At 71.6% G+C, this 20,483-nt stretch carries 20 protein-coding genes, 1 tRNA gene and 1 pseudogene; 6 read left to right on the top strand and 16 right to left on the bottom strand.

Going from position 1 to position 20,483, the window contains the following annotated elements:
- Positions 1–76: 76 nt before the first annotated feature.
- The 8 genes from OG276_RS18895 to OG276_RS18860 all read right to left on the bottom strand — a co-directional run bounded on the left by OG276_RS18895 (position 77) and on the right by OG276_RS18860 (position 7,343).
- Positions 77–610, bottom strand: a complete 534-nt coding sequence (locus OG276_RS18895) for a SigE family RNA polymerase sigma factor (protein ID WP_266907026.1) — start codon at positions 608–610, stop codon at positions 77–79.
- Positions 611–755: 145 nt separating this feature from the next.
- Positions 756–1,922, bottom strand: coding sequence for a lipid-transfer protein (locus OG276_RS18890; RefSeq protein WP_266907024.1), 1,167 nt, complete (start codon positions 1,920–1,922; stop codon positions 756–758).
- Positions 1,919–2,365, bottom strand: coding sequence for a MaoC family dehydratase (locus tag OG276_RS18885; RefSeq protein ID WP_266907022.1), 447 nt, complete (start codon positions 2,363–2,365; stop codon positions 1,919–1,921). Before OG276_RS18885 ends, OG276_RS18890 begins: the two co-directional genes overlap by 4 nt.
- Positions 2,362–3,408 (bottom strand): acyl-CoA dehydrogenase family protein, encoded by a 1,047-nt coding sequence (locus OG276_RS18880; protein ID WP_266907020.1) that lies wholly within the window; start codon positions 3,406–3,408, stop codon positions 2,362–2,364. The genes OG276_RS18885 and OG276_RS18880 overlap by 4 nt, the downstream gene beginning before the upstream one ends.
- The gene (locus OG276_RS18875) at positions 3,408–4,493 is read right to left on the bottom strand and encodes a bifunctional MaoC family dehydratase N-terminal/OB-fold nucleic acid binding domain-containing protein (RefSeq protein ID WP_266907018.1); all 1,086 of its coding nucleotides are present in this window, start codon (positions 4,491–4,493) and stop codon (positions 3,408–3,410) included. Before OG276_RS18875 ends, OG276_RS18880 begins: the two co-directional genes overlap by 1 nt.
- The gene (locus OG276_RS18870) at positions 4,490–5,647 is read right to left on the bottom strand and encodes an acyl-CoA dehydrogenase family protein (RefSeq protein WP_266907016.1); all 1,158 of its coding nucleotides are present in this window, start codon (positions 5,645–5,647) and stop codon (positions 4,490–4,492) included. Before OG276_RS18870 ends, OG276_RS18875 begins: the two co-directional genes overlap by 4 nt.
- Positions 5,648–5,829: 182 nt before the next feature.
- On the bottom strand, positions 5,830–6,141 hold the full coding sequence (locus OG276_RS18865; protein ID WP_250738547.1) for a hypothetical protein: 312 nt from the start codon (positions 6,139–6,141) through the stop codon (positions 5,830–5,832).
- Between the two features lie 791 nt (positions 6,142–6,932).
- Complete coding sequence (locus OG276_RS18860; protein ID WP_266907014.1) at positions 6,933–7,343, bottom strand: DUF6344 domain-containing protein; 411 nt, start codon at positions 7,341–7,343, stop codon at positions 6,933–6,935.
- Between the two features lie 738 nt (positions 7,344–8,081).
- On the opposite strand from OG276_RS18860, the gene OG276_RS18850 reads away from it, so the two are divergent.
- From OG276_RS18850 to OG276_RS18840, 3 genes are all read left to right on the top strand, one after another.
- Complete coding sequence (locus OG276_RS18850) at positions 8,082–8,273, top strand: hypothetical protein (RefSeq protein WP_266913451.1); 192 nt, start codon at positions 8,082–8,084, stop codon at positions 8,271–8,273.
- A gap of 110 nt (positions 8,274–8,383) precedes the next feature.
- Positions 8,384–9,004: a hypothetical protein gene (locus OG276_RS18845; protein ID WP_266907012.1), complete on the top strand. Its 621-nt coding sequence runs from the start codon at positions 8,384–8,386 to the stop codon at positions 9,002–9,004.
- A 64-nt stretch (positions 9,005–9,068) separates the two neighbouring features.
- On the top strand, positions 9,069–9,839 hold the full coding sequence (locus OG276_RS18840) for an alpha/beta fold hydrolase (protein ID WP_266907010.1): 771 nt from the start codon (positions 9,069–9,071) through the stop codon (positions 9,837–9,839).
- Between the two features lie 95 nt (positions 9,840–9,934).
- Here OG276_RS18840 and OG276_RS18835 read toward each other — a convergent pair.
- The 6 genes from OG276_RS18835 to OG276_RS18810 form a co-directional block, all read right to left on the bottom strand.
- Positions 9,935–10,022: transfer RNA gene (locus OG276_RS18835), tRNA-Ser, on the bottom strand.
- 57 nt (positions 10,023–10,079) lie between these two features.
- On the bottom strand, positions 10,080–11,024 hold the full coding sequence (locus OG276_RS18830; RefSeq protein ID WP_266907008.1) for a serine protease: 945 nt from the start codon (positions 11,022–11,024) through the stop codon (positions 10,080–10,082).
- A 134-nt stretch (positions 11,025–11,158) separates the two neighbouring features.
- The gene (locus OG276_RS18825; protein WP_266907006.1) at positions 11,159–12,217 is read right to left on the bottom strand and encodes a YeiH family protein; all 1,059 of its coding nucleotides are present in this window, start codon (positions 12,215–12,217) and stop codon (positions 11,159–11,161) included.
- Complete coding sequence (locus tag OG276_RS18820) at positions 12,217–12,771, bottom strand: cysteine dioxygenase family protein (protein WP_266907004.1); 555 nt, start codon at positions 12,769–12,771, stop codon at positions 12,217–12,219. Before OG276_RS18820 ends, OG276_RS18825 begins: the two co-directional genes overlap by 1 nt.
- Positions 12,772–12,879: 108 nt before the next feature.
- Complete coding sequence (locus OG276_RS18815) at positions 12,880–13,785, bottom strand: LysR family transcriptional regulator (RefSeq protein ID WP_266907002.1); 906 nt, start codon at positions 13,783–13,785, stop codon at positions 12,880–12,882.
- A 118-nt stretch (positions 13,786–13,903) separates the two neighbouring features.
- Positions 13,904–15,484 (bottom strand): S1C family serine protease, encoded by a 1,581-nt coding sequence (locus OG276_RS18810; protein WP_266907000.1) that lies wholly within the window; start codon positions 15,482–15,484, stop codon positions 13,904–13,906.
- Between the two features lie 246 nt (positions 15,485–15,730).
- Here OG276_RS18810 and OG276_RS18805 point away from each other — a divergent pair, with 246 nt between their 5' ends.
- The 3 genes and pseudogenes from OG276_RS18805 to OG276_RS18795 all read left to right on the top strand — a co-directional run bounded on the left by OG276_RS18805 (position 15,731) and on the right by OG276_RS18795 (position 18,348).
- Positions 15,731–16,531: a glycerophosphodiester phosphodiesterase gene (locus tag OG276_RS18805; protein WP_266906999.1), complete on the top strand. Its 801-nt coding sequence runs from the start codon at positions 15,731–15,733 to the stop codon at positions 16,529–16,531.
- Between the two features lie 85 nt (positions 16,532–16,616).
- Positions 16,617–17,218 (top strand): annotated as a pseudogene (locus tag OG276_RS18800) (ATP-binding protein).
- A 155-nt stretch (positions 17,219–17,373) separates the two neighbouring features.
- Entirely contained in the window at positions 17,374–18,348 is a 975-nt protein-coding gene (locus OG276_RS18795) for a DUF5926 family protein (RefSeq protein ID WP_266906997.1), read from the top strand.
- A 241-nt stretch (positions 18,349–18,589) separates the two neighbouring features.
- Here OG276_RS18795 and OG276_RS18790 read toward each other — a convergent pair whose 3' ends face one another.
- Positions 18,590–19,276, bottom strand: coding sequence for a hypothetical protein (locus OG276_RS18790; protein ID WP_266906995.1), 687 nt, complete (start codon positions 19,274–19,276; stop codon positions 18,590–18,592).
- Positions 19,277–19,407: 131 nt separating this feature from the next.
- The gene (locus tag OG276_RS18785; RefSeq protein WP_266906993.1) at positions 19,408–20,106 is read right to left on the bottom strand and encodes a bifunctional DNA primase/polymerase; all 699 of its coding nucleotides are present in this window, start codon (positions 20,104–20,106) and stop codon (positions 19,408–19,410) included.
- Positions 20,107–20,483: the final 377 nt, after the last annotated feature.

The raw sequence follows: 20,483 nt of genomic DNA, 5'->3' as shown, positions 1-20,483 counted from the left end.
CACTACCCAAGAGTAGAAAACGGGGCCCGATGTTTCACGTGAAACATCGGGCGGGTGGCGCCGGGCTCGCCTTGACTCAGCGGACGGGCGTCAGTTCCGGGTCTTCGCGGAGCTTGACCAGCGCCCGGGAAACGGCGCTCTTGACGGTGCCCACGGAGACTCCGAGCAGCTCGGCGGTCTGGGCCTCGCTCATGTCCTCGTAGTAGCGCAGGACGACCATCGCCCGCTGCCGGTCGGGCAGCCGGGTCACCGCGCGCCACATGGCGTCGCGCAGCGCCTGTGCCTCGGCGGGGTCGGCGGCCGGCGGCTCGTCGGCCTCGGGTAGCTCGTCGCAGACGAACTCGTCGACCTTGCGCTTGCGCCACTGGCTCGTGCGGGTGTTCACCAGGGCCCGGCGGACGTAGCCGTCCAGGGCGCGGTGGTCCTCGATGCGGTCCCACGCGACGTACGTCTTGGCAAGCGCCGTCTGGAGCAGGTCCTCGGCGTCGCAGGGGTTGGCGGTGAGCGAGCGCGCGGTGCGCATCAGGACCGTGCCGCGGGTCCGGACGTACGCCGAGAACGACGGGTACGGCGTCGGATTCGAGGCGAGCGTGCACACAGGCGTGGTCATGCCTCCACGCTAGGAGCGGCGCGGCCCCACCGGATCGGCCGCAAGTGCCGAAGCGGGATCCCCCTCAGGTTGTAGGGGTGGGGCCCGCCCCACCTCCTGAAGGTGGAGGAGGCGTGGCTTCCGCGGGGCTTCTACAAGGGACGGATCAGACGTCCGCGCCCAGGATCAGCCCGGAGGTCGGGACCCCGGTACCGGCGGTGACCAGAGCGTGGGCGGCGCCCGAGACCTGGTTGACGGAGGTTCCGCGCAGCTGGCGGACCGCCTCGGCGATGCCGTTCATGCCGTGCAGGTACGCCTCCCCGAGCTGGCCACCGTGGGTGTTGAGCGGCAGCGCGTCCGCGGCCACGAAATCGGCCGCCTCCCCCGGAGCGCAGAAGCCGAACTCCTCCAGCTGCATCAGCACGAACGGCGTGAAGTGGTCGTAGAGGATGCCGACGTCGATGTCCGAGGGACGCAGTCCACTGGTCCGCCACAGCTGGCGGGCGACCACGTCCATCTCCGGCAGCCCGGTGAGGCCGTCCCGGTAGAAGGAGGACATGGCCTCTTGGCGGCGGCCCGCGCCCTGTGCCGCCGCCGTGATCACGGCGGGCTTCTGCCGCAGGTCACGGGCTCGTTCGGCGGTGGTGACGACGATGGCCTGGCCGCCGTCCGTCTCCTGGCAGCAGTCGAGCAGCCGCAGCGGCTCGACGATCCAGCGCGAGGCGGCGTGGTCGGCGAGGGTGATGGGCTTGCCGTAGAAGTACGCGGCCGGATTGTTCGCGGCGTGCCGGCGGTCGGTGACCGCGACGTGGCCGAATGCCTCCGGGGTCAGGTTGTAGGCGTGCAGGTAGCGCTGGGCCGTCATGGCCACCCAGGAGGCAGGGGTGAGCAGCCCCCAGGGCAGGGACCAGCCGAGCGCCGCGCCCTCCGCCGAGGGTTCGCGCTGCTGGACGCCGGAGCCGAAGCGGCGGCCGGAGCGCTCGTTGAAGGCGCGGTAGCAGACCACGACCTCCGCGACCCCGGTGGCGACGGCGAGGGCGGCCTGCTGGACGGTGGCGCAGGCGGCGCCGCCGCCGTAGTGGATGCGGGAGAAGAAGGAGAGGTCCCCGATGCCGGCCGCCTGGGCGACGGTGATCTCGGGACTCGTGTCCATCGTGAAGGTGACCATGCCGTCCACGTCGGCAGGGGTGAGCCCGGCGTCGTCGAGGGCCGCGTGCACGGCCTCGACGGCCAGCTTGAGCTCACTGCGGCCGGAGTCCTTGGAGAACTCGGTGGCGCCGATGCCTGCGATGGCGGCGCGGCCGCCGAGCTGGTCACGGGTGCGGACGCTCATGCCGTGCCCTCCGGGGTGCCGGGGGTGGCCGGAGTGCCGGGGGCATCCGGGCCGTTCGCCGTCGTGTCCAGCGTGACGGTGACCGTGCCCGTGACGTGGTGACCGATGCTGTTGGCGCCGATCACGCGGATCTCGGCGGTGTCCCCGTCGAGGGCGGTGACGGTGCCGGTCAGCGTCATGGTGTCGCCCGGGTGGTTCGGGGCACCGAGGCGGATCGCGACCTTGCGCAGGACCGCGCGCGGGCCGAGGTGGTCGGTGATGTACCGGCCGACCAGACCGTTGGTCGTCAGGATGTTCATGAAGATGTCCGGGGAGCCCTTCTCCCGCGCGAGCACCGCGTCGTGGTGCACGTCCTGGTAGTCGCGGGAGGCGATCGCGCCCGCGACGATCAGGGTGCGGCTGACCGGTATCTCCAGCGGCGGCAGTGTGTCGCCGATGTTCATGCCTCGTCCCCCTCGGGCGTGTCTTCGGACAGGACCGCGCCGAGCTCGGCCAGCAGTTCGCTGCCGCAGCCCAGGTACGCGTCGAGCTGGCGTCCCCACAGGAAGTGCCGGTGGACGGGGTGGTCGAGGTCGGCGCCCATGCCGCCGTGCAGGTGCTGGCCCGCGTGGACGACCCGTTTGCCCGCTTCCGAGGCCCACCAGGCCGCCGTCAGCGCGTGCTCGCCCGCCGGGAGGCCCTCGTCCACGCGCCAGGCCGCCTCGTACGCGGTGACCCGTATCGCCTCGGTGTCCATGTAGGCGTCGGCCGCGCGCAGCATGACGCCCTGGTTGGTGGAGAGCGGCCGGCCGAACTGCTCGCGGGTGGAGGTGTACTCCACGGCGCGCGCCAGCGAGCCCGCGCAGACTCCCGCCTGGAGACCGGCGAAGGCGGTCCGGGCGACGGCCAGTACGTCCGCGTAGGCGCCATCCCCGCCGACCCGTTCCGCCTCGGCGGCGGTCAGCGTCAGGCTCCCGGCCGACCAGGGAGCGGTGGTCTCCACCGGCTCCGTACGCACCCCGGGCACGTCCGTCCGTACGAGCCACAGGGCTCCGGCCCGGTCCGGGACCAGGACGTGCGTGGCCTCCCGGAGCCAGGGCACAGCGGGAGCGCAGCCGGTGAGGAGGCCCTCCGGCGAAGCGGTGATCCGCCCCCGGTCCGGGAAGGCCCCCGTGGCGACCGCGTCGCCGGAGCCGAGCGCGGGGAGCAGCCGGGCACGCTGCTCGTCGGTGCCGTGCCGGGTCAGGGCGAGGATCCCGTACACGCACGTGGCGGCGTACGGGACCTGCGCGGTCGTGCGGCCCTGTTCCTCCAGCAGGAGCACCAGGCCGAGCAGGCCGACGTCCTCGACGGCGGCGGTCAGCCCGGCGCTGGTGAGGGCCTTCCACAGTTCGGCGTCACTGCCGGTGCCGGCGGCGCCGAGGCGGTCGTGGGTGGCGAGGTCGCCGAAGATCTGGGCGGCGAGTCCGGCCGCGGCGGCCTGTTCCTCGGTGGGGTGGAAGTCCATCAGGCTTCGCTCCCCCGGAAGACGGGCAGTTCCAGTTCCTCGTCCACGCGCAGGAACTCCAGGCGCACGGGCAGCCCGATGCGGACCTTGTCGTACGGGACTCCGGTGATGTTGCTGACCATGCGGACCCCTTCGGCGAGTTCGACGAGAGCCACCGCGTAGGGCGGGTCGAAGGCGGGGAAGGGCGGGTGGTGCATGACGACGTACGAGAACACCGTGCCGGCGCCGGACGCCTCGACCGTGTCCCAGTCCGGGCTCCCGCAGGTGTTGCAGCCGGGGAGCCAGGGGAAGCGGAGGGTCGCGCAGGCGGTGCAGCGCTGGATCAGGAGCTTGTGCTCGCGGACGCCGTCCCAGAAGCCCTGGTTGTCGCGGTTGATCACGGGGCGGGGGCGCTGGGCGGGCTTGGCGGGGGCCGGCTTGGCGGTGAGGGGCTGGGCCGTGGCGGGCTTGGCCGTCGCGGGGTTCTTCGACTCGGCGGGCTGCTCCGCCCCGGTGGCCTTCTTCGCCGCCGGAACGTACTTGAGGATCCGGAAGCGGTGGGTCCCGGCGAGTTCGCCGTTCGCGCGGACGTCCATGCGGGTGGTCACGAAGTGGCCGGTGCCCAGCTTGGTCGTCTTGCGCGGGGACACGGACTCGATGACGGCGTCGAAGGTGATCGCGTCGCCGGGACGCAGCGGCCTCAGGTACTCCTGCTCGCAGTCGGTGGCGACGACGGAGGTGCAGCCGGCGCCGTCGAGCAGCGTGAGGAGCTCGTCGTAGGCCGAGGAGCGGTCGGAGTGTCCGGAGAGCCCGCCCATCGTCCATGCCTGGAGCATGGTGGGCGGGGCGATGGCGTCCGGCCCTGTGTAGGCGGGGTTGGCATCGCCCATCGCCTCGCACCAGTGGCGGATCATCGGCTGGTTGACCGCGTCCTTGCCCTGGCCGGCGGTGGCGGCGGGCTGCCCTTCGAAGGACGTGAGCAGGGTGTGGAAGCGTGCTGCTTCCGCCTCCGCTTCCGCAGCCGCTTGCGCCGCCGCGTCCGCCTCCGATGTCGTCTCCGCTTTCGTCTCCGCTCCTGCTGCTCCGGTGGCGGGCGTGGCGGTCATCGCTTCCTTCCCTTCATACCGAGCCGCATCATGGCGACGATCTCCCGTTGGACCTCGCTGACGCCGCCCCCGAAGGTGTTGATCTGGGCGGCCCTGTTCATCCGCTCCAGCTCCCCGCCCGCGAAGACCGCGGGGCCCGATCCCCGGATGAGCGCCTCCTCCCCCACCACCTCCTGGCAGATCCGGTACACCTCGACGGTGGACTCGGTGCCCAGGAACTTCACCCCGCTCGCGTCGCCCGGAGCCAGGGTCCCGGCGCCGACGTCCTGGACCAGGCGCCAGTTGAGGAGGCGTACGGCGGCGAGGCGCGCGTGGGCCTCGGCGAGCCGCGACTGGATCCAGGGGCGGTCGGCGGGGCGGTCTCCGGTGACCGGGTCGGGGGTGCGGGCGTGGTCGAGCGCGCCCTGGTAGAAGTCCTCGGCCTGCATGCCGATGGCGGCGAGGGCGACGCGCTCGTGGTTGAGCTGGTTGGTGATCAGGCCCCAGCCGCCGTGCTCGGGGCCGACGAGGTTCCCGGCGGGCACGCGGATGGAGTCGTAGTACGTGGCGGTCGTGGTCAGCCCGCCGACGGTGTCGATCGGGGTCCAGGAGAAGCCGGCGTCGTCGGTGGGCACCAGGATGATGGAGATTCCCTTGTGCTTGGGAGCCTCCGGGTCGGTGCGGCAGGCGAGCCAGATCCAGTCGGCGTTCTGGGCGTTGGAGGTGAATATCTTCTGGCCGTCGATCAGCCAGCCCCCGTCGTCCCGGACGGCCCGGGTGCGCAGGGAGGCGAGGTCGGTGCCGGCCTCGGGCTCGGAGTAGCCGATGGCGAAGACGAGTTCGCCCTTGAGGATCCGGGGCAGGAAGTAGTCCTTCTGCTCCTGCGTCCCGTACTTCATCAGGGTCGGGCCGACGGTGTTGAGGGTGACCATCGAGACGGGGGCACCGGCCCGGTAGGCCTCGTCGAAGAACACGAACTGCTCGTCCGGTCCGCGGCCCTGGCCTCCGTACTCGACGGGCCAGCCGAGGCCGAGGAGTCCGTCGGCGCCTATCCGGCGCAGTAGTGCGCGCTGCTCGGCGGGGTCCTCGGGCACCCCGTCCGGCAGCAGGTTTCCGAAGTACTCCCGCAGCTCGGCGCGGAGCCGCAACTGGCCTTCGGTCGGGGCGAGGTGCACGGCGCTGGCCTCCCGGCATCACATCATCAAGTGGAGCTGACTGTCCGTCAGATTCCAGGTGGATGTCAAGGCCGGGGCACTGTGACGGGGCACGGAAAACGCCCGAGGGCGCCCGCACTACCGGACCCCAGCCGGTCCGGTCGCGCAGGCGCCCTCAACAGTCGGTGCGGCTCAGGCCGCGGCTACCACCAGGGGTAGAAATTCACCGCCACGGTGGAGTTGTGCTGTTCGATCGCAGTGAAGGCCGAGCCGTTGACCTGCGCGGTGTTGTTCTGGTTGGACGCGCCGGACCCGGTGGCCACCTGCTGCGAGGTGGAGGAGTTGCCGTGGTTGTTGCCACCCACGCCGCTGCCGATGATGCTGGCGACGCTCGCATTCGATCCGTCGTTCGCGAAGGAGCCGTTGTCTGCCGATGCCACCCCGCCGAAGAGGGCGACGGCGAGGGGGAGAGCGGCGACGGCGGCGATGACGCGGGCGGTACGGATGCTTGCCATGTCTTTATCCTCCAGGAAACCGAAGTGGGGTGTACTCCAAGGCAGTTGGCCGACCGCCTCGGTCGTTCCGTGTGGTGACGACGTCGCGAGACCAGAGTTGCCCACCGAATCCCCGGCGAACCACCCCGGAGTCCTCGATTCCCCCGCAAGTATGACCAACACCGGATAAACCCCATTCGCGCCCCTGACGGCCCAGGTCAGCGCCTTGAGCCCCGCCGAAACCCCTGCCGTGCAAGGGCTGAACCGTTCCGCCAAACCGGCCGGCCCCGGACATGCCGAAAAGGGCCGCGCCGTCCGGGAACCCCACCGTCTCCCGGGCATGCGGCCCTGCGCTGCCAAGCTTCACGCCCCCTGCGCGCCCCCGGCGCTCGCCGGGGCCTTCCCACTGTGCCCCGCTCCGGGGCACCTTCACGGCGCGATCCGCGGTCGCGGCCTACTTACACCGACCGACCGGGCTCCAGCGCCTGCGCTGCTTTGCGTTGTGTTGCTCTCGCGTTCTGCTGACTAGCTCCTGCGTTGCTCCTGCATGCTGCGGCCTACTGATGGCATGGGGTGCCGGTACGAGTGCTGGGTGCTGGGTGCTGGGTGCTGGGTGCTGGGTGCTGCTGTGGCCTGCGTACTGGGCGCCGCGCACTGGGCCCACACCTTGCACCTGCGCGCGCTGCGTCCTGCGTCCTGCGTCCTGCGTCCTGCGTCCTGCGTCCTGCGTCCTGCGTCCTGCGTCCTGCGATTAACGGCCCTGCGGTGAACGGGTCCCGCGTCTGCGCGGTACGAGTGCTCCGTGCCGCGCACTACGCGGCGAGCGCCATCTCCCTGCGAGCAGCTCCGACGCGGACCGCTGCGGCGATCGTGGCGCTACGGACGCTGTCGTCCACTCCGGACTCGAACCCGGCTCCGGAGACGGCGGCCAGGGCAGTGGTGGAGCGGCGGACGGACGGGGTCTTGCCGTGTGCCTCGGCGCGGATGCGCTGCTTGATGGTGGGCGGGAGCGAACCACCGCGCATCATCGCCCTCCAGGTCCGCCGGGCCATGAAGGCCGGTCGGTTCACCGCGGCGGCCGCGGGGGCGGCGGCGGGGGAGGAGGAGAGCGGGGTGGCGGCGGCCTGGGCGACCTTGCCGCCGAAGCCGAGGGAGGTGAGGAGGGCCACGAGGGCCGCGAGGACGGTGGTCCAGATCGACGTGATGGTGCTGCGGTGAGCCATGACGGGTCCCTCTTTTCGCGAATGTTCCGACGGGCGGATCTGAATACATTCGTCATGATGCGGGCGCAACCGGAGCGCCTCCACGCCCCGCGCCGTTCTTCCGACAAACACCACTCAAAGGGGCTAATCGCATAATTCGACCCCTCTGGATCCGTACGTGACACCCGGCCGGAACTTCGCCCAACGATCGCCATCTCCCCATCTCCGGGCGGATGTTGACATCCACTCAGCCCTCCCACCATGCTCGCCCACGGCGCGACGGATCTTCTTCTCATGGTCGGGGGACCAGGTTTCCATGCGGAACCGAGACGTACTGATATCGGGTGCCGGCATCGCGGGCACCGCCCTGGCCTACTGGCTGCGCCACCACGGCTTCCGGCCGACCGTGGTCGAGCGCGCCCCCTCCCTCCGCGAGGGCGGCTACAAGATCGACGTCCGGGGTGCCGCGCTCGACGTGGTCTCCCGCGCCGGGGTCCTCGACGCGGAGATCCTGCGCGGTGACCTCAACCGGATCCTCTACGACCTCAGCGTCGACGCAGCCGGCGGAACCAACGGAACCGACGGCGTCGAGTACCTCTTCGGCGACTCCATCACCGCCGCCACGGAGACCGCGGACGGCATGGAGGTGGCGTTCGACAGCGGTGCGCGCCGCGTCTGGTCGGCGCCTACGTCCTGGCGGGCGAGCTCGCGGCGGCCGGCGGCGACCACGCGACCGGCTTCGCGGCCTACGAACGCGAGATGCGCGGCTTCGCGGAGGAGAACCAGAAGCTCGGCCCCTCGAACATCAAGCACATGGTCATGCGGACCAAGCGCCAGATCTCGATCCAGCTGGCCGTCCTCTCCCTCCTGGGCCGCCTGCCGGGCAAGGAACGGATGATGAACAAGGTCATGGAGCCGATCCAGAAGGCCGCGAACTCCATCACCCTCTAGGACTACTGACCGGACCGGTGGCGGGTGTCCGCCAGGACCCCCGCCACCGGTCCGGCGGGCGCACCGGAAATCCCTGGCCCGCGCCTGCCCGGCGGCGCAGAATTCCCCGCATGGGGACAGACATCTACGGCTTCATCGAGTGCCGCTGGGATCGCTGGCTGGACGAGGACGACCGCAGCTGGGGCAAGGCCGCCGACATCGCGGACCTCTACAACGGCCGCTCCTATGCCGCCTTCGGGTCGCTGTTCGGCGTGCGCGAGACGACCGCGTTCCGTCCGCTCGCCGACTACCGCGGGCTCCCCGCGGACGCGTCACAGGAGAGCCGCACCGCCTTCGAGTCCTGGGGCCGGGATTCGAGGGGCTCGTCCTGGATCAGCTGGGCGGAGCTGGCCGCCGTGGACTGGGACGAGCTCTCGAACGAGGTGGACGACTGCGTCCACGAGTACCGCCGCGGCGCCGACGGAACCTGGGAGCTGTACGGCAGGAACACCGACCTCACCCGCTTCGCCGAGCTCTCCGGCATCACCGACCCCAGAGCCCTCCACCGTGCGGGCCGCGGCCTCCCCGAGGGCGTGGAGTGGCCCGACGGCGACCGCCTTTTCCGCATCGGCCGCCTCCGTCGCCGGGACACCGTGCCCGACGGCGACTGGGGCGCCGTCTGGTCCGTCATGCGGACCCTGGCGGGCCTGCACGGGGACGAGGGCGTCCGGCTGGTCGTCTGGTTCGGCTGACTCCACGGCTCGTACGCGGGGAGCCAGTACGCTCATGATCCACATCGACTTGGGGGAGCTCAGGATGCGAAGTGCCGTCGTCACGGCGAGCGGGGACCAGATCCGCTGGGCCGAACTGCCCGGAGACGGACCGGCGCGGATCTACGTGCACGGTCTGGGATCCACCTCGCCCGCATACTTCGCGGCGAGCGCCGCGCATCCGCTGCTCGCCGGGCGGCGATCCCTGCTGATCGACCTCCTGGGGCACGGGCACAGCGACCGGCCCGAGGACTTCTCGTACACGCTGGAGGCGCATGCCGACGCTCTCGCCACCGCGCTGGAGCAGGCCGGCACCGGCCCCGCGGAGCTGATTGCGCACAGCATGGGCGGCGCTGTCGCCATCGTGCTGGCCGAGCGGCACCCCCACCTCGTCTCCCGGCTGGTGCTGATCGACGCCAACCTGGACCCGACCCCGCCCGACCCCGCCGTCGCGGGCAGCAGCGGCCTCGCCGCCTACACCGAGCAGGAGTTCCTGGCCGGCGGCTGGGCCGAGGTGCGCGACCGGGTCAGCCCGCACTGGTGGTCCACGATGCGTCTGGCGGGCCGCGTCGCCCTGCACCGCAGCGCCGTCCACCTGGCGGCGGGCACGACGCCGACGATGCGCGAGCTGCTGTTGCAGCTGAAGATCCCGCGCACCTTCCTGCTCCCGGCCGAGGACGGCCCCCTCCCCGGCACCGAGGCCCTGGAGGCGGCCGGAGTGGCGGTCGTCCCCATCCCGGACTGCGGGCACAACATCATGCTCGACAACCCCGAAGGCTTCGCCCGGGCCTCCGCGGACGCCCTGGCCAGGGACTGAAGAACCTGGGCCAGCGGCCCGGGCCCTGGCCCACACGCGGGGAGGGCGGGCACCCGATTCGGATGCCCGCCCTCTGACCTGCTACTTCTCTGACCTGGCGGTGGGTGTGGGATTTGAACCCACGGTGACTCTCGCCACGACGGTTTTCAAGACCGTTCCCTTAGGCCGCTCGGGCAACCCACCTGGCGGGTACAGAGTACCGGGCGGTGGGGGTGGGTGGCGCTGGGGATTCGCCGGGGGTCAGGCGGTCTGGGCCTTGTCGTAGGCCGCCTTCGCCTCGTTGCCGAAGTACGGGCCGAACATCCGGTTCGGCAGGAAGGTGTAGCCGAAGCTGTTCACCGAGACCTGGGTGCCCAGGCCGGTCGCCTCGTTGAAGTCCTGGAACCAGGGACCGCCGCTGGAGCCTCCGGTCATGTTGCACGGCAGGCTGTGGTCCTTGGTCAGCAGGAAGTCCTTGCCGCTGTTGCCGCTGCAGTACACGAGCTTGGTGCCGTCGTACGGGGCCGCCGCCGGGAAGCCGAAGGCGTACATCTTCTTGTTGTAGCCGCCGTTGAAGACGATGCCCTGGGCTCCGACGGCCTGGCTGAGCGTCCGTCCGTTCAGCGGTGCGACGACCGCCAGGCCGACGTCCATGTTCATGTCCTCGCTCGCCACCCACTGGTCGGTCGCGAAGGTCTTGGTGGCCGTCCACTGCCCGTAGGGCGCGTTCCCGTTGTCGTATCCCGGAACGAAGATCCAGTTGGTGTGCCAGGCGCCCTGGTACTTCACGCAGTGGCCGGCGGTGATCACCGTGCTGCCGTTGGCGCTGGTGATCGAGTCACCGGAGCAGGAGGCGCTCTTCCCGTTGAAGGTGAAGAAGACCCGGCCCGAGGTTTTGACCACCGCGCCACCGGACGTCCAGGCTCCGCCCGGCTGGGGGAAGGCCGTGGGGGAGGCGGGGGCGGTCGGGGCGATCGTCGTGGGGCGCTCCGCGGTGGTGAGCGCCGTACGGGCGGCCGCACCCGGGGCGGCGATGCCCGGGGCGGCCGTGATGTCCAGCGGCGTCGCGGCCCGCATCCGCTCGGCCGACCACGAGCCGGGGGCGGGGCGCTGCGCGGCGGCCGAGGGGGAGGCCGCCGTCAACGCACCCGCGAGCAGGGCTCCCGTCGCGAGTAAGACCGATATGGCTGTCCGATGGCGATTCACGCATGACTCCTTCTGCCGTGCCCGGATGAAGAGTTGTCGGTGCGGATCGGGGGCAGAGTGGCACGCCGGGATCGAGATGTCAGTCACCAGTCGGAACGTTCGGTCGGTTCCGGCCAGGAAATGGCCAACTCCCGTCAGGTGGTGAGGAGGACGCCCGCGTACGAGGCTCCGGCCACCACCACCCAGGCCGCGAGGCCCAGGAGGGCCGCACGGCCGCCCGTACGGGACAGGGTGGGCAGGTGGACCGCGCTGCCCAGGCCGAACAGGGCGGCGGCCAGCAGCAGTTCCTGGGCGGTGTGCGCCCACTCCAGCGCTACGTCGGGCAGTACCCCGGTGGCGCGCAGCGCGGCCGCGGCGAGGAACCCGGCCACGAACAGCGGCACCGGAGCCGGGCGGCGCCCCGAGAGGGTGCGCGCTCCGCGCCTGCGGGCCCGTACCGAGAAGGCCACCGCCGCGACCAGCGGGGCCAGCAGCGCCACACGCATCAGCTTGACCAGCACCGCTTCACCGAGGGCGCCGGGGCCGGCCGTCTGCGCGGTCGCCACCACCTGGCCGACGTCGTGGACGCTCGCGCCCACCCAGCGGCCGAAGTCGGGGTCGGAGAGTCCGAGCGGGGATTGCAGGAGCGGGAGTACCGCTATGGCGAGGGTCCCGCACAGGGTGACCAGGGCCACCGAGGAGGCCACGTCCTCCTCGTCGCTGCCGGATACCTGGCTGACGGCTCCGATGGCCGAGGCTCCGCAGATCGAGTACCCGGTGGCTATCAGCAACGGCTGGTCCCCGGGGAGTCCGAGCCGCCGGCCGAGCCAGAGGGTGCCGAGGAAGGTCGCGGCCACCACTGCGGCCACCATCGCCACGGTGGCCCAGCCCAGCCGGAGCACCTCGTCCAGTCCCAGTGCCAGGCCCAACAGGACGATGCCTATCCGCATCAGGCGCCGCCCGGCCAGGGAGAGGCCCGGGCGCGCGGGGCCCCGTACGAAGCCCCGTAGACGGGGGAGGTGAGCCGCTGCGATGCCGAGCACCACCGACACCGTCAGCATCGGCGCCCAGGGCGCCAGCCGGTGAACGGACCAGGCCACCAGGACCCCGGCGGCCGCGAGGCCCAACCCGGGCCACGATGAGGATGTTTCACGTGAAACATCGACCGGCTCCGGCGATCCCGCCCCGCGCACCGGGCGGTTCAGCAGGGCCATCAGTCGGTCGGGAGCGTGTAGACGCGGCGGACACTGCTGCCCAGGCGTACGACGTCGGCGCCGTAGACGTGCAGGGATATCGCCTTCGTGCGACAGGAGTTGCGGACCTTGTGGATGTCGCCGGGAGGGGCGAACCCGCAGACCTCACCGGGGCCGTTGACCACGTGCTCGGTCGCCACCAGCCGGGCGCCGGTGGTGGCCGTGGCGGGGACGAGGCGGTAGCGGAGCTCGCTCTCCTCGCCCTCGTGCACCCCGGCCACGCACCACGAGACGTGGTCGTGGATCGCGGTCTCCTGGCCCGGCAGCCACACCAGGGCCACCACGGAGAAGCTGCCGTCCGGCTCCGCGTGCAGGACGTGCTGCCGGTAGCGGTCGGGGCGCCCCTCGCGCTGCTCGGCGGTGAGCAGGCCGGGCGCCCCCAGGTGCGGGGCGAGGCGTTCACCGACGAGGTAGGCGGTCAGGTCGGGGGCCAGCCCCCGCTCCACGACCGTGCGGATCTCACTGACGAGGGCGGCCGTCCTCGCGGTCGTGCGGGCCGGCGTGGTGGTGGTCATAAGGGGAGCGTCGAGGAGCCCACCCATCACGTCCAACGACAGTTGTGAGCCCAAATCCCAATCTCAGCTTATGGATTGGGGTGGAGCAGGACCCTCCGGCGGACCGGCTCAGCAGCCGACGCGGTTCGAGGCCGCCTGCCTCAGCGCCTCCAGCACCACCGCCGTCGCCGGGACCCGCAGATGGTCGCGGTACACGTGCGCGGCGATGTGACGGCGCGCGGCCGGCAGGAGGGCCCGCCCGCACACCTTGCTCAGCGAGAGCGAGGGCAGCACCAGGGCGGGCATCATGGCCACGCCCAGGCCCTGTGCGACCAGGCTCTGGACCACCAGGTTGTCGTCGGTGGCGAACCGGATGTCGGGCACGAAGCCGAGCCCCGCGCATTCGTGCAGCAGGTTCGCCCGGCAGCGCGGACAGCCCGCGATCCACCGCTCCTCGGAGAGGTCCGCGAGGTGCACGGCCCGCCGCCGGGCCAGCGGGTGCCCGGTCGGCAGCAGCACCGTCAGCTGGTCCTCCATGAGCCTGACCTCGGCGACCTCCTCCGGGACCTCCTCGTGCAGGCCGGGGTAGGTGAAGGCCAGGGTGATGTCGCACTCGCCCCGCTCCAGCCTGCGCAAGGAGTCCGGGGGCTCCCCCTCCAGCAGCTCGACCTGGATCCCCGGGTGCTCCTTGGCCAGGCTGCTCAGGGCTTCCGGGACCAGGGTGACGTTGGCGCTGGGGAAGCCGCACAGCCGGACGCGGCCGGTCCGCAGCCGGGCGTACGCCTTCAGCTGGGCCTCGGCCGCGGAGAGACTGCCGAGGATGGCCTCGGCGTGCCGGGCCATCGACTCCCCGGCCTCGGTGAGCTGCATGCGGCGTCCCACGCGGGTGAACAGCGGTGTGCCGACGGCGCGTTCGAGCGCCTTCATCTGCTGGGTGATCGCGGGCTGCGTGTACCCGAGGACCCGGGCGGCGGCCGAGTAGGACCCCGAGGCGACCACCTCGTGGAACGTCCGTATGTGCCGCGAATCGAACACGGTTGAAGCATAAGCGGACGTTGGGAGGGGCCGCAGGCACAATCGCGCCTACGGCCCCTCACCATCAAGCCAGTTGGTCCTGCCGCCGCCGGACTGCGTGGTGCGCGGCGGCCGGCGGCTACTTGTCGCCGACCCGGGAGCCGAGCGTGATGTCCACCGTGGTCGGCTTGCCACCGCGCAGGTAGGTCAGCTTCACCGTGTCACCCGGCTTGTACGTCCAGATCTCGCTGATCAGGGTCGGGCCGCTGTCGATCGGCTTGCCGCCGAGCTCGGTGATGATGTCGCCGGGCTTCAGCCCCGCCTTGCCCGCCGGGCCGTTCGGGTCGACCAGCTCGCTGGCCGAGGCACCCGACTCGGAGATCTTCGCGCCGTCGGTCTTGGCCGCGAGGTCCACGGAGACCGAGATCACCGGGTAGACCGGCTTGCCCGTCTTGATCAGCGATTCGGCGACGTTCTTCGCCTGGTTGACCGGGATCGCGAAACCGAGGCCGATGGAGCCGGCCTGGCCGCCGCCGAAGCCGCCGTTGCCGGCCGACTGGATCGCGGAGTTGATGCCGATGACCGCGCCGCGGCCGTCGAGCAGCGGACCGCCGGAGTTGCCCGGGTTGATCGAGGCGTCCGTCTGGAGGGCGCTCATGTACGAGTTCTTGCCGCTGGAGCCGTCGCCCGAGGCGACCGGGCGGTTCTTGGCGCTGACGATGCCGGTGGTGACCGTGTTGGACAGGCCGAACGGAGCGCCGATCGCGATGGTCGAGTCGCCGACGGCGACCTTGTCGGAGTCGCCGAGGGGCAGCGGCTTGAGCCCGGACGGCGGGTTCTTCAGCTTGATGACGGCGACGTCGTACCCCTGGGCCCGGCCGACGACCTCGGCCTCGTACTTCTTGCCGTCGGAGAAGGTCGCGCTGAGCTTGCCGCCGTTGGCCGCGGAGGCCACCACGTGGTTGTTCGTGAGGATGTGGCCCTGCTGGTCGTAGACGAACCCGGTGCCGGTGCCGCCCTCGCCGTCGCCGGCCGAGGCCTCGATGGTGACGACGCTGGGCAGCGCGCCTGCGGCCAGGCCCGCGACGGAGCCCGGATCGCGCTTGAGCTCCTTGGGCGTGTTGCCCGCGCTGACCGTGGTGGAGCCGGAGCCGTTGGCGCTCCGGTCGGCCGCCCAGTAGCCGACGCCGCCGCCTACGCCGCCCGCGAGGAGCGCCGCCGCGAGGACGCCCGCGATCATGCCGCCCTTGCCCTTCCGCTTGGGCTGCGGTGCGCCGTCGGTGGCCAGGGGCACGCCCCAGCCGCCACCGCCCTGGCCGTCGCCGGCCCCGTACGCCGGGGCCGCGGGCGGCGGGGGAGGCCAGCCCTCGGCGCCCATCGCCTGCGGCGCGGGGGCCTGGGCGTAGGCAGCAGCGGGAGCCTCGGCGTACGCCGGGGTGACCGGCGGGACCGGGTTCTCGGCATATGCGGGAGCCGGAGCCGGGGCCGGAGGCTGGACGGCAGCGGCGGGCTGCGCCGCCGGGGTGTGGGGGAGCTGCTGGGTCGGCTCGGCGCCGGGCGCGGGCGTCGGCGGCAACTGCTGCGTCACCGGCTCCACGGGCGCGGGCGCGGGCGGCGCGACGGGGGCAGCGGGCGCGGCGTCGACGGGCGCGGCCACCGGGGGTACGGGCGGAGCCGCGGGGGGCGTCGGGGCCGCGGTGCCCTCGTTCTCGGTGCTCACAGCGCTGTCTCCTCGTCACACACGGCTTCAGAAATACGGGCGATATCGGTCCGACTGAACGTTCGACGTGCCGTACAAGTTCCTGGGCAAAGCCTTTCCCATGACCCGTCAGAGCACTGTAAGCCGGACCTGTGAGTCTCCCCCATCCTTTATCTCCGACATTTCGGGCGCATCCCCAGAAGCACCCACAAGCGTCTGGAGGGCTCTCCCCGACATCCGGGCCCCTCCCGGTGGCACCATGAGCCGGTGACCCACGCAACGCCGCGCTCCATCCAGGTCGTCGCCCACCGCGGCGCCTCGGAGGATGCCCCCGAACACACGCTGGCCGCCTACCGCAAGGCCATCGAGGACGGGGCCGACGCCCTCGAATGCGACGTCCGGCTCACGGCGGACGGCCATCTGGTCCTGGTCCACGACCGGCGGGTGAACCGCACCTCGAACGGCCGCGGCGCCGTCTCCGCCCTGGAGCTGGCCGATCTCGCCGCCCTGGACTTCGGCTCGTGGAAGGACCGGGAGGAGTCTCCCGACTGGGACGCGGACCCCGAGCGGACCTCCGTACTCACCCTGGAGCGGCTGCTGGAGCTGGTCGCGGACGCCGGGCGGCCGGTACAGCTGGCGATCGAGACGAAGCACCCCACCCGCTGGGCCGGACAGGTGGAGGAGCGGCTGCTCTTCCTCCTCAAGCGCTTCGCACTGGACGCCCCGCCCGCCGAGGGGCCGCACCCGGTCCGGGTGATGAGCTTCTCCGCGCGCTCCCTGCACCGGATGCGGGCGGCCGTGCCGACGGTCCCGACCGTCTACCTGATGCAGTTCATCTCGCCACGGATGCGGGACGGCCGGCTGCCGGCCGGCGTGCGGATCGCGGGACCGGGGATGCGGATCGTCCGCAACCACCCGGGCTTCATCCGCAAACTTCAGGCCGCCGGGCATTCCGTTCACGTGTGGACCGTGAACGATCCTGAAGATGTTCAGCTCTGCGCTGATCTAGGCGTGGAAGCGATCATCACGAACAGGCCGCGACAGGTTTTGTCACAGCTGGGCCGCTGACATCCCACTTTGCGCACCCGTCACAGGCGACACATCCGTTACAGGGTGTGCACCGGCGCATCCACTGCGCGTTCGGTCGCCGCGAATGCGTCAGAGGGCGCCGGTCCGGCGGTTTCCGGTCCAGGCCATTGGGGCATCCAGACCATGCGTGGGGCTAAGGAGGTTCCGGGGGTGGCGTTGATGGTGGCACAAGAAGTGCCCACGTCGTCGTGCATGGACGTGTCCCATGGTCCTGCGGGCGTGGGCGAGGCGAGGCACCGGATGCGCGAGCAGTTGCGCATCAGCGGATTGTCCGAATCGATCGTGGATGACGCCGTACTGATCCTTTCCGAACTGCTCAGCAACGCCTGCCGGCACGGCAGACCGCTGGGCGCGCGGGAGATCGGGGACGGCGGGATACACGCGTCATGGCGCGTCGACAAGGCGGGGCGGCTGACGGTCGAGGTCACGGACGGCGGCGGGCCCACCCGTCCCATCCCGGCCAAGCCCTCGGTCACCGCGCGGGGCGGGCGGGGGCTGAACATCATCAGCGCCCTGGCCCAGGACTGGGGTGTCCGGGACGGAGCGGCGGGTGAGGTCACCGTCTGGGCGATCGTTGCCTGTGGGACCCGGCACGAGGATTTCGCTACGCGCGTTGCGCCCCCTGCGATCGATTTCAGTACGGCCTTCGACGATCTGGATACCTGATCCGACCGGTCCTCGACCGCGGGTGGACGGATGGCGGCCGTCCGGGAGCGCACGCCGACCGTGCTTCCGGCCGCACCCCACCGGTTGTGGCGGCACGAACGGCTAGGCTCGCGCCCAGACCGACGCCGTACCGCCGCAACCGGGAGACACCCACGATGGCCAAGAAGCGCCCCGCCGCGAAGTCCGCAAAGCCGCAGCTCAACAACGGGGAGATCCCGGTGGTGGGCGCCCGCGAGCCCTGCCCCTGCGGATCCGGGCGCCGTTACAAGGCCTGCCACGGCGCGGCCGCCGCCCACGCCGTCACCGAGCACGTGGCGCGGCCGTTCGAGGGCCTGCCCGGCGAGTGCGACTGGGTGGCGCTGCGCGAGCTCGTCCCCGCTGCCACCGTGCCGCTCACCCTCAAGGGCGGACTGCCCGAGGGCGTCCCCTCCGTCACGCTGGTGACCGTACTCCCGCTGGCCTCGCCGGCTCTGCGCCGCGAGGACGGCTCCGTCCTGCTCGGCCTGCAGAACGACTCGACCAGCGGCGACCTCGCCCGGGACATGGCCGACACCCTGGAGCGCGCGCTCGTCGCCGAGCCCGGCACCGTCGTCGCGGCCCGCCGGGTTCCGGCCGAGGGTCCGCGACTTCAGGATCTCCTGTCCGTGGACGGCGGTTTCGAGCCGGTTGTCCACAGCGGGTTCGAATTCTGGATTCCGGAAGCGGAGAGCGCCCAGAACGCCTCCCCGGAGATCGCCGCCTCGCTGGAGCGCGCCAACGCCGCCGCCATCCCGACCGTCAAGCTGACCGGCGTGGATGCCGCCTACTGGTGCGAGACCCCGGACAAGAACCACCTGCGCTGGGTCATGCCGCACCCCGAGGAGAAGCTGCTCGACGCGCTCGCGCGGCTGTCCGCCGCGGGCACGTCCTCGCTCGGCGAGGGCACCAAGCTGGTCGGCTCCTTCCGCGCCCACGGCCTGATGGTCCCCGTCTGGGACCTGCCGACCGGAGTCTCGGCCGAGGACGTGGAGAAGCCCGCGGCCGAGCTCGCGGAGCGGCTCGCCGCGGCCCTCGCGACGGACGCGCCGCTGACCACGGAGGAGCGCCGCGCCCGCGGTGGCCTCACCAACCGCCAGGTCACGCTCAGCTGACCGGGTTGGCCGGCCCGTTCGCGGGCCGGCCACGAGGGACCGCGGGCGGGTCAGCGGGAGGGTCAGCGGTGACCGCTCACCGGTGACCGGAGTCACAACTCCCGCTAATCGCCTGCAAATCGGTGTCCGAATATCAGAGATCGAATTTGCGAACAGGCGATCTCTTGTTACGGTTCTTGTAGCCCGGTCGCTGGTGCATCCCCCGTCGCCAGCGACCGGGCCCTTGATTTTCCGGTGACGCTCAACCGTCACCCGGTACCGGTGAGTTGCTCCCGGACCGCAGGAGCAGGGCTCCTTCATCATCCGGAACTGCAAATTCCGCTACGGCCGAGTAGTCCCCCGGGACCCCGGCCGACTCCTCCCGCGGCGTTTCGCACAACCCCGGTTCGTCGCCCGCGCCGACCGCGCAGCGGATCTGCACCGTACGCCCCGCCGGACCCATCACCGTGAGCACCGCGTCGAGCGCGCGGCCGCTGGTGTTCCGGTAGTAGCTGCGCCCCCACGTCCGGCCCTCGCCCGACAGGACGCACGTCTGCGCCTCCACCCCCTGCGGGGAGGACAGTTCGGGTCCGCAGCGGGCGTCCGTGCGCGGCTGTTCGGCCGGGCCCGGGCGGGCCGGCGCCGCGGCGGGGGCCGGCGTACGGGACCGGCCGGAGGCGGAACTCGCCCCCGAGCCGCCCGGATCGGCCGAGCCCCCGGACTTCTCGGAGCCCCCGGAGTCCTCGGAGGCCCCGGATTTCTCGGAGGCCTTGGAGTCCGAGGACCCCGTATCTCCCTGGGCCGGGTGACCGAGGCCGAAGGTGGAGAGCAGCCCGCCTCCCTTTCCGTCGCTCTGACCGGCGAAATCCGGCCCGGCGATCGCCCCCGCCAACGGGAGCGACAAGATGATCAACACACCGGCGCCGATACCGATCAGGCGGAGATTCATTCGCCGAAGATAGCGATGCGGGAATGGGGCACGGAGATCCCCGCGCCCAATTCCCTTGGAAACTCGTCTCGCTGGCACCCGTACGAGTGATCCGTCAGTGCACGGGCGTCAGTACGCGGGGTACGCGCCCATCAGTACGCGAGCCGGCTTCCGCCGCCCGGGGCTCCGCTGCTCGCCTCCACCAGTGCGTCCACGACCGCCTCCACCTCGGGCAGCCAGATCTCTCCGGCACCCGCGGGCTCGCGCTCCCACCGGACCTGGCCACCGTCGATCGCGGTGGAGGGTGGCAGCAGCAAGTAGCCGCCCTCGCCGTGGAAACGCAGCGAGGAGGGCACGTGGTCCTTGGCGTAGAGGATCTCGCCGAGCCGCTCCAGCGAGTACGGCGCCACGAGCAGCGACCACCGCGTGGGGGTGGCCACGATCGGCCCGAGCCGCATCCCCTCGGCGTCCAGTCGTACGACGGCACGCGCGGCCGCCGCGGCGGGCAGGCTCACCGCGCAGGGCGCGCTCCCGCCGGTGGCCAGCAGGATCGGGGCACCCGCCCGGTTGGCCCACCACCAGGACACCATCCGGGGGTCGGTGGTGGCCGCGAGCAGCCCGGGATCGAAGGGGTGCGCGCCGGGCACGACGCAGTCGGGGTCGGGGCAGGCGCACCGGGAACTGTCGGCGCCGGAGCGTCCGACGCCCGGCAACACGGGCCAGTTCCAGATGTTGGCGCAGGTCAGCGCCGCTTCGAGAAGAGCCGGCGCATCACCCTGCGGCGGGGCGGGACGCAGGGATTGCAAGCGATTACGGAGCCGCTGGAGACGCCTTCCGAGGATCTCGCGCATGAGCGCTCGTTCCTTTCCGTTGAACGCCGAGGGCCACATCACACCATGTAAGCGGTGGTTCACCACACGTGCACGTTTCGCGTCACTGTCCGCCTGAAGCAGGTTCACACGGTTCGTGCAGTTTTCTTACGGGTCCATGAAACGTCCGTCGGGGGCGGTACGCGACCCGGGGCCGCGCGGGGGACGGCTCTCGTCGATGGGGACGACGGGCCGTGCCCGACGGTTCCCGGCGGGCACCGGACTGCGCCAACTCTCCCCGGGTGCAACGGATTACGTACCCGGACCGGCCGACTGACTCGCCCAGTCGACCGCAAAAACCGCCCGCTTCCCGCATTTTCCGGCCAAGTTCTAGCCCTGACCGAACAGTGAGTTGCCGT

The organism is Streptomyces sp. NBC_00086 (genome assembly GCF_026343255.1).
GTDB lineage: Bacteria > Actinomycetota > Actinomycetes > Streptomycetales > Streptomycetaceae > Streptomyces.
Note: the sequence above shows the minus strand (reverse complement) of the source record. Positions and strands in the feature narration are given on the sequence as shown.